The 6,120-nt window shown below is 70.7% G+C and carries 9 protein-coding genes; 1 reads left to right on the forward strand and 8 read right to left on the reverse strand.

Annotation, left to right across the window (positions count from 1 at the left end; genetic code table 11):
* The 6 genes from ACTHJJ_RS16490 to ACTHJJ_RS16515 all read right to left on the reverse strand — a co-directional run.
* Nucleotides 1-375, reverse strand: a 375-nt coding sequence (locus ACTHJJ_RS16490; protein ID WP_440304032.1) for a cbb3-type cytochrome c oxidase subunit I, incomplete at its 3' end; no start/stop codon positions are given.
* Nucleotides 372-1,280, reverse strand: coding sequence for an aa3-type cytochrome oxidase subunit II (ctaC, locus tag ACTHJJ_RS16495; protein WP_440304033.1), 909 nt, complete (start codon nt 1,278-1,280; stop codon nt 372-374). The genes ctaC and ACTHJJ_RS16490, both read right to left, overlap by 4 nt.
* A gap of 254 nt (nt 1,281-1,534) precedes the next feature.
* Nucleotides 1,535-2,209 carry a leucyl/phenylalanyl-tRNA--protein transferase gene (gene aat, locus ACTHJJ_RS16500; RefSeq protein ID WP_440304034.1) on the reverse strand — a complete coding sequence of 225 codons (675 nt, stop codon included), beginning with the start codon at nt 2,207-2,209 and terminating at the stop codon, nt 1,535-1,537.
* 9 nt (nt 2,210-2,218) lie between these two features.
* On the reverse strand, nt 2,219-3,205 hold the full coding sequence (locus ACTHJJ_RS16505) for a carbohydrate kinase family protein (RefSeq protein WP_440304035.1): 987 nt from the start codon (nt 3,203-3,205) through the stop codon (nt 2,219-2,221).
* A gap of 9 nt (nt 3,206-3,214) precedes the next feature.
* Nucleotides 3,215-3,949, reverse strand: coding sequence for a helix-turn-helix transcriptional regulator (locus ACTHJJ_RS16510; protein ID WP_440304036.1), 735 nt, complete (start codon nt 3,947-3,949; stop codon nt 3,215-3,217).
* Nucleotides 3,950-3,974: 25 nt separating this feature from the next.
* Nucleotides 3,975-4,739 carry a DsbA family protein gene (locus ACTHJJ_RS16515; RefSeq protein WP_440304037.1) on the reverse strand — a complete coding sequence of 255 codons (765 nt, stop codon included), beginning with the start codon at nt 4,737-4,739 and terminating at the stop codon, nt 3,975-3,977.
* A 90-nt stretch (nt 4,740-4,829) separates the two neighbouring features.
* On the opposite strand from ACTHJJ_RS16515, the gene fdxA reads away from it, so the two are divergent.
* Nucleotides 4,830-5,174, forward strand: coding sequence for a ferredoxin (gene fdxA / locus ACTHJJ_RS16520; protein WP_440304038.1), 345 nt, complete (start codon nt 4,830-4,832; stop codon nt 5,172-5,174).
* Between the two features lie 119 nt (nt 5,175-5,293).
* Here fdxA and ACTHJJ_RS16525 read toward each other — a convergent pair whose 3' ends face one another.
* Both ACTHJJ_RS16525 and ACTHJJ_RS16530 read right to left on the reverse strand, forming a co-directional pair.
* Entirely contained in the window at nt 5,294-5,671 is a 378-nt protein-coding gene (locus tag ACTHJJ_RS16525) for a HesB/IscA family protein (protein WP_440304039.1), read from the reverse strand.
* A 124-nt stretch (nt 5,672-5,795) separates the two neighbouring features.
* Nucleotides 5,796-6,120 (reverse strand): glycerate kinase (locus tag ACTHJJ_RS16530; RefSeq protein WP_440304040.1); only part of this gene is annotated, 325 nt, incomplete at its 5' end.

The following is a 6,120-nucleotide window of genomic DNA, read 5'->3' on the forward strand; positions in this document are numbered from 1 at the left end:
GAACAGGTAGAGCCAGTAGGCGAACATGTTGAGGCGCGGGAACGCCACGTCGGGCGCGCCGATCTGCAGCGGCATGATCGCGTTCGCGAAGCCGGCGAACAGCGGCGTCGCGAAGAGCAACAGCATGATCGTGCCGTGCATGGTGAACAGCTGGTTGAACTGCTCGGGGTTGTCGACGATCTGCAGTCCGGGTGCGACCAACTCGGCGCGGATGACGAGCGCCATGACGCCGCCGAGCAGGAAGAACAGGAACGAGGTGATGAAGTAGAGGTTGCCGATCCGCTTGTGGTCAGTGGTCGTGACCCACTTGACGAAGGTGTGGGCGGCGGTGGTGTGTTGCGGCGTTGTGGTGGTCGTCAGCGTCGCAGCGCTCATTGATTGACACTTCCGGTGAGAGCAGGGGCGGGCACGAGCTTGGAGTCTCCGTGGACCAGCGGCTCACGGCTGACATCGACCGGGATCTGGCCCTTCTGACCGATGGCGGCCAGGTGGGCCATCTCCTGGTCGTACTCCGCCTGGGAGACGATCTTGACCATGAAGAGCATCTCCGAGTGGTAGGCACCGCACAGCTCGGCGCACTTGCCCTGGAACTCGCCCTCCTGCTGGGTCACGATCTGGAGCTTGTTGGTCCGCCCGGGGAGCATGTCGAGCTTCGTCATGAACGCCGGCACCCAGAAGCTGTGGATGACGTCGCGGGCGTTGAGGACGAACTCGACTCGCTTGTTCACAGGCAGGTAGAGAACCGGCATCTGCGCCCGGGCACCGGGCTGGCCGTTGAGCTGGGTGTGCACGCCGCTCTCGTAGACGTTCGAGTCGACGTAGTTGAAGTCCCAGCTCCACTGCTTGGCGACGACGCTGATGGTGACGTCGGGCTTCTTGCTCGTGTCGGTCAGCGCGGCCTCGTCGCGGGCGGTGTAGTAGAAGAACACCGCGACCATGAAGATCGGAATGATGGTGTAGAGCAGCTCGACGGGGATGTTGTAGCGCAGCTGCACGGGCAGGGTGTCGTCACCCTTGCGCTTGCGGAACCGCACCGCCGCGTAGAGCATGAGGCCCCACGTGATGACGCCGACCCCGAGGACGGCGATCCAGCTGCCGACCCACAGGTCGGTGACGCGCCGGCCGCTGTCGGAGACCGCCTCGGGCAGGAAGCCGTTGGACAGCTTGCCCTGGCAGCCCGTGAGCGCGATTGCGCTGACTGCGGCGATCCCCGTGACCCGGGCCCACCGCCGTCGCCGTGTCACCCCAGGGGTGTCAACGTGCTCAGGCACCACGTGCACCTTTCATTTGGAGCGCACGCCGATCACCGACACGCGCTCGAGCAGTTCAAAGTTCTCCACGGACACGGTCGTGCCCACACGGCAGCACCCTACCCCCACGGGTTCCCCGCTGTCGGGAGGGGGGCCGATTGCGTTTCAGCGGCCGTTCGCGTGCTCGGCGGCACCCGAATCCGTATGTCGCTCACCGGGCCCCGTGTCTCGCGGCCCGCGCGCCCGCGGCTGCGCGGCCGTCGATGCCGAGGCCCCTCTCGAGGTCAGTTCCACGGGTCCGGGAGGGGCAGCTCGAGGGCGCGCCCGAGCAGCTCCCGGTAGCGCGGCCGAGACACCTCGGTGATGCCGAGCGACGCGAGGTGCGGGGTGCGCCACTGCACGTCGATCAGCCGGTCGGGCAGACCGTCGGCCGCGAGCAGGTCGTGCAGGTGCACCAGCGCCGCCTTGGACGCGTCCCGGGCGTGGTGGAACATCGACTCGCCGGCGAAGAGGCCGCCGATCGCGACGCCGTAGAGCCCGCCGACGAGGCGCCCGCCCTGCCACGCCTCGATCGAGTGGGCCCAGCCGGCCTCATGCAGGCGCAGGTACGCCTCCACGACCTCGGGCGTGATCCACCGGCCCGGGCGGCTGGGGTCCGCGCACGCCTGGACGACCTCGAGGAACGCCGTGTCGACCCGGAAGTCGAACCGCGGCAGCATCTTGCGCAGCGAGCGGGTGACGCGAAGCTCCCCGATCCGGAGCACGCCCCTGGGGTCCGGTGACCACCAGCCGATGGGGGGCGCGCCGTGCTCGCCGACGCCCATCGGGAAGACCCCTTCGCAATAGGCCTGGTAGAGCGTGGCCACCCGGAGGTCCGCGCCGACGCCGACCAGGTCCTCCCCCGGCGGCACCCGGTCGAGGTCGAAGTCCCAGTGCGAGGGGTCCGGCGGTTGCGGCACGGCGCCCCGTCAGGCCCAGCGGTCGTTGATGTGGGGCGCGATCTCCTCCGCCGCCCCCGCCCCGTACGCGTCGGCGAGCCGCTCGAGGAACTCGGGGATCCGCAGGGCGTACTCCTGCGTCCCGACCGTCTCGAGGACGTAGGTGGCGAGCATCGAGCCGAGCTCGGCGCACCGGCGCATCGGCAGCCCGGCGGCGAGGCCGGTGAGGAAACCCGCCCGGAAGCCGTCGCCGACACCGGTCGGGTCGGCGCGCCGCACCTCGCGGGCGGCGTGCACCTCGATCGGGTCCTCGCCACGGACGCGGACCGTCACGCCGTCCTTGCCCCTGGTTCGCACCTGCACCCGCACCCGCTCCGCGAGCTCCTCCGGCGACCAGCCGGTCTTCTGGCACGCGAGGTGTGCCTCGTACTCGTTGGTGAGCAGGTAGTCGGCCCCGTTGATGAGCCGCCGGATCGACTCCCCGTCCATGAAGGCCAGCTGCTGGGACGGGTCGGCCACGAACGGGATGCCGCGGGTGCGGCACTCGTCCGTGTGCCGCAACATCGCGACCGGGTCGTTCGGGGCGACGACGACGAGGTCGAGGCCGCCGACCCGCTGGGCCACGGGAGCCAGCTCGATGTCGCGGGCCTCGGTCATGGCGCCGGCGTAGAAGGTGGCGATCTGCGCCATGTCCCGGTCGGTGGTGCAGACGAACCGTGCCGTGTGCTGGGACTCCGAGTAGTGGATCGACTGGCAGTCCACACCGTGCCGCTCCAGCCAGGACCGGTAGTCGGTGAAGTCCTCACCGACGGACCCGACGAGGATCGGGCGCTGTCCGAGGTTCGCCATGCCGAAGGCGATGTTGGCGGCGACCCCGCCGCGGCGCACCTGCAGGTCCTCGGTGAGGAACGACAACGAGATCTTGTCGAGCTGCTCGACGACGAGCGAGTCGGCGAAGAGGCCGTCGAACGTCATCAGGTGGTCGGTGGCGATGGAACCGGTGATGGCGATCTGCACCAGTGCAACCTAGCGCGGCGGTGGCTCCCCGGCGGCAACCCCCCGCCGTCGGGCGTGCGTGGTGAACCGGGCGACGCACCGGCTCGGGGCGACGAGCGGGTCGAGCCGCTCGACCCGGGCGGAGCCGCCCAGCTCCTCGAGCATGCCCTCCATGATCCCGCGGTGGACGGCGCAGACGATCTCGAGGTGGCCCTCGGCGACCTCGAGGAACGGGCAGTTCGTCACCTCGACGAGCGCTCCTTGGGAGGCGGTCTCCTCGTCCGGGACCCGGCGGGAGTCGAAGCCCATCCCGTCAAGGGTCGCGACGACGGCCGCGACCGCTTCCCCGGACGGAAGCGAGCCGACCGGGCCCGACGCCGCCGCGACGAAGCGCCCGTAGTCGCGGCCCGCCTCGACGCCGTCATGACCGGGGTCGCTGGAGTGCCGCGCGAGGTGTCGGCTGAGGATCTCCGCGAGCAGCCGGTAGCTCCGGTGGGTCGCCTGCGGCGCCGACTGGGTCGCCGCGTAGTGGACCTGCGGGCGACCCGGCCTGCGGCGGTCCTCGCGGGCGCGCTCGGCAAGGCCCGAGGAGACGAGCGCGTCGAGGTGGAAACGGGCGGTGTTGAGGTGGATCCCGAGCCGCCGTGCGACCTCACCCGCCGTCGAGGGGACGCGCAGGTCCTGCAGGGTGCCGAGCACCCGGGCGCGGGTCGGACCGAGACCGTGGGCCCGGTCGGCGAGTGCGGCAGCGGGTGGGGTCGTCATCGGGTCCATGGTCGCACGGTCGGCCTCAGGCGGCGCCGACGTCGCCCGGGTCCCTGAGCGCGTCGGCGCCGCCCGGGTCGAGTCCCGCGTCGGCGACGAGGCGGCCGACACGGTCGACGGCCGCCACTCCGTGCACCGGATCCTCCCCGTCGACCATGACGACCGGGATGACGCCCGCGACCGACCTGTCGTCCGCCGCCGTGGCCGCCCATGCGACGCGCCAGTCCCGGACGGCCTCCCAGCCCGCATGGGTGACCGGGCCGCCGGTGACGTCCAAGGCGTAACCCCACCTGCCCACCAGCTCGCTCGTGGAGGAACCACGGCGGACGGCATCGACGAGGAGGGTCCGTACGACGCGGGCGTCATTGAGGTCGACACCGCGGCGCCAGAACGCCTCGAAGAGCAGGCGTCGGACCGGTCCAGCCACCCCTGCCACGTAGGCCTCGGCATACCCGGAGGTCGCGGCACCCGTGAACGGCACGAAGCCGGCCAGCGTCCGTGGCAGAACCTCGCCCGGGAGCAGGTGCTGCTCGACCCGGGCCAGCTCGGCGCGCAGCGCACCGAACCGGTCGCTGATGTCGATGGGTCGCAGGGTGTGCCAGGGGTCGTGCTCGACGCTCCGCCAGTCGATCGCCACGCCGGCGGCGCGCAGCAGCTCTGTGCGACGCCAGGTCAGGTAGCTCCATGGGCACGTGAAGTCGCCGTAGACGAGGGCCTGACCCGCTCTCCCCCGTGCGCCTTTACCGTCCGCCGTCCTCTGGGGGCGGACCTCACCGGGCTGGGTGGGCATGGGCTTCTCCTGTCGCCGATCCGGTCGTACTCTTTGTTTTTACAAGAAGTTCGTTAAAACAACAAGGGAAGGGATGAAGGTGAGCTCCGCATGACCTACGTGATCGGCAGCCCGTGCATCGATGTCAAGGACCGTGCCTGCGTCGAGGAGTGCCCGGTCGACTGCATCTACGAGGGGAACCGGACCCTCTACATCCATCCCGACGAGTGCGTCGACTGCGGGGCCTGCGAGCCGGTCTGCCCGGTGGAGGCCATCTACTACGAGGACGACCTGCCCGGGGAGCTGCAGCCCTTCCTGGCCGACAACGCCGCCTTCTTCGAGGACACGCTGCCGGGTCAGGACGAGCCGCTCGGGTCGCCCGGCGGCGCGGCCCCGCTCGGCGTCGTCCCGTCCGACACCCCGCTCGTGGCGGACTGGCCGCGGCAGGATCCGTGAGTGGCATACGAAGATGTATGCGGCGCAGCGGGCGCCGCGCGTCGCGTCTCACCCGCGACCGCGGGACGACGAAGGGCCCGGCCGAGGAACGGCCGGGCCCTTCGTGTCCGCGTCAGCGATCAGCTGAAGGAGTCACCGCACGCGCAGCTGCTGCCGGCGTTGGGGTTGTCGATCGTGAAGCCCTGCTTCTCGATGGTGTCCGCGAAGTCGATCGTCGCGCCCTCGAGGTAGGGGCTGCTCATCCGGTCGACGACGACCTCGACACCGTCGAAGTCCCGCACCAGGTCACCGTCGAGCGTCCGCTCGTCGAAGTAGAGCTGGTAGATCAGGCCGGAGCAGCCGCCGGGCTGGACGCCCACGCGCAGACGCAGGTCGTCGCGGCCCTCCTGCTCGAGCAGGCTCCTGACCTTGGCGGTGGCCACATCGGTGAGGACGACCCCGTGGGCCGGAGCCTCGGCCTGGGCCTCGGTGGCGGAAGCGTTCGTCTCAACACTCATCTGTGTGTCCTTCGCGTCGTGGTGCACGGGTCAGGGTCGACAACCCGGTGGGGGTCGGATGTGTTCCCGACTACCCCAGAATACGTCGGCCCGATCGATGCTCGCGCCGCCCCGGGAGAGTGCCTCATGACCGCTGGGGGGACCACGTGCGGGCGACGCGGGTGGCGAGGACGGCGAGGCGTGTGGCGGTGTCGCCCTCCGGCGCGGGGCGACGGGGCGCATCGGCGAGGGTGTAGACGCCGCTCAGCCCGGCATCCATCGCCTCCCGGCGCGAGACGACGCTCTCGCCCGCGACGAGGACCGTCGGCACCCCGAGGCGCTGGGCACGGCGCGAGACGCCGAGGGCCACGCTCTGCTGGAGCGACTCCCAGTCGAAGCCGCCACAGCCCGTCACGACGAGGTCCGACGACGCGGCGAGGGCGTCGAACCCGCCGGCGTCGAGCAGGGCG

This window comes from Intrasporangium sp., from assembly GCF_051961875.1.
In the GTDB taxonomy this organism is placed as follows: Bacteria; Actinomycetota; Actinomycetes; order Actinomycetales; family Dermatophilaceae; genus Intrasporangium_A.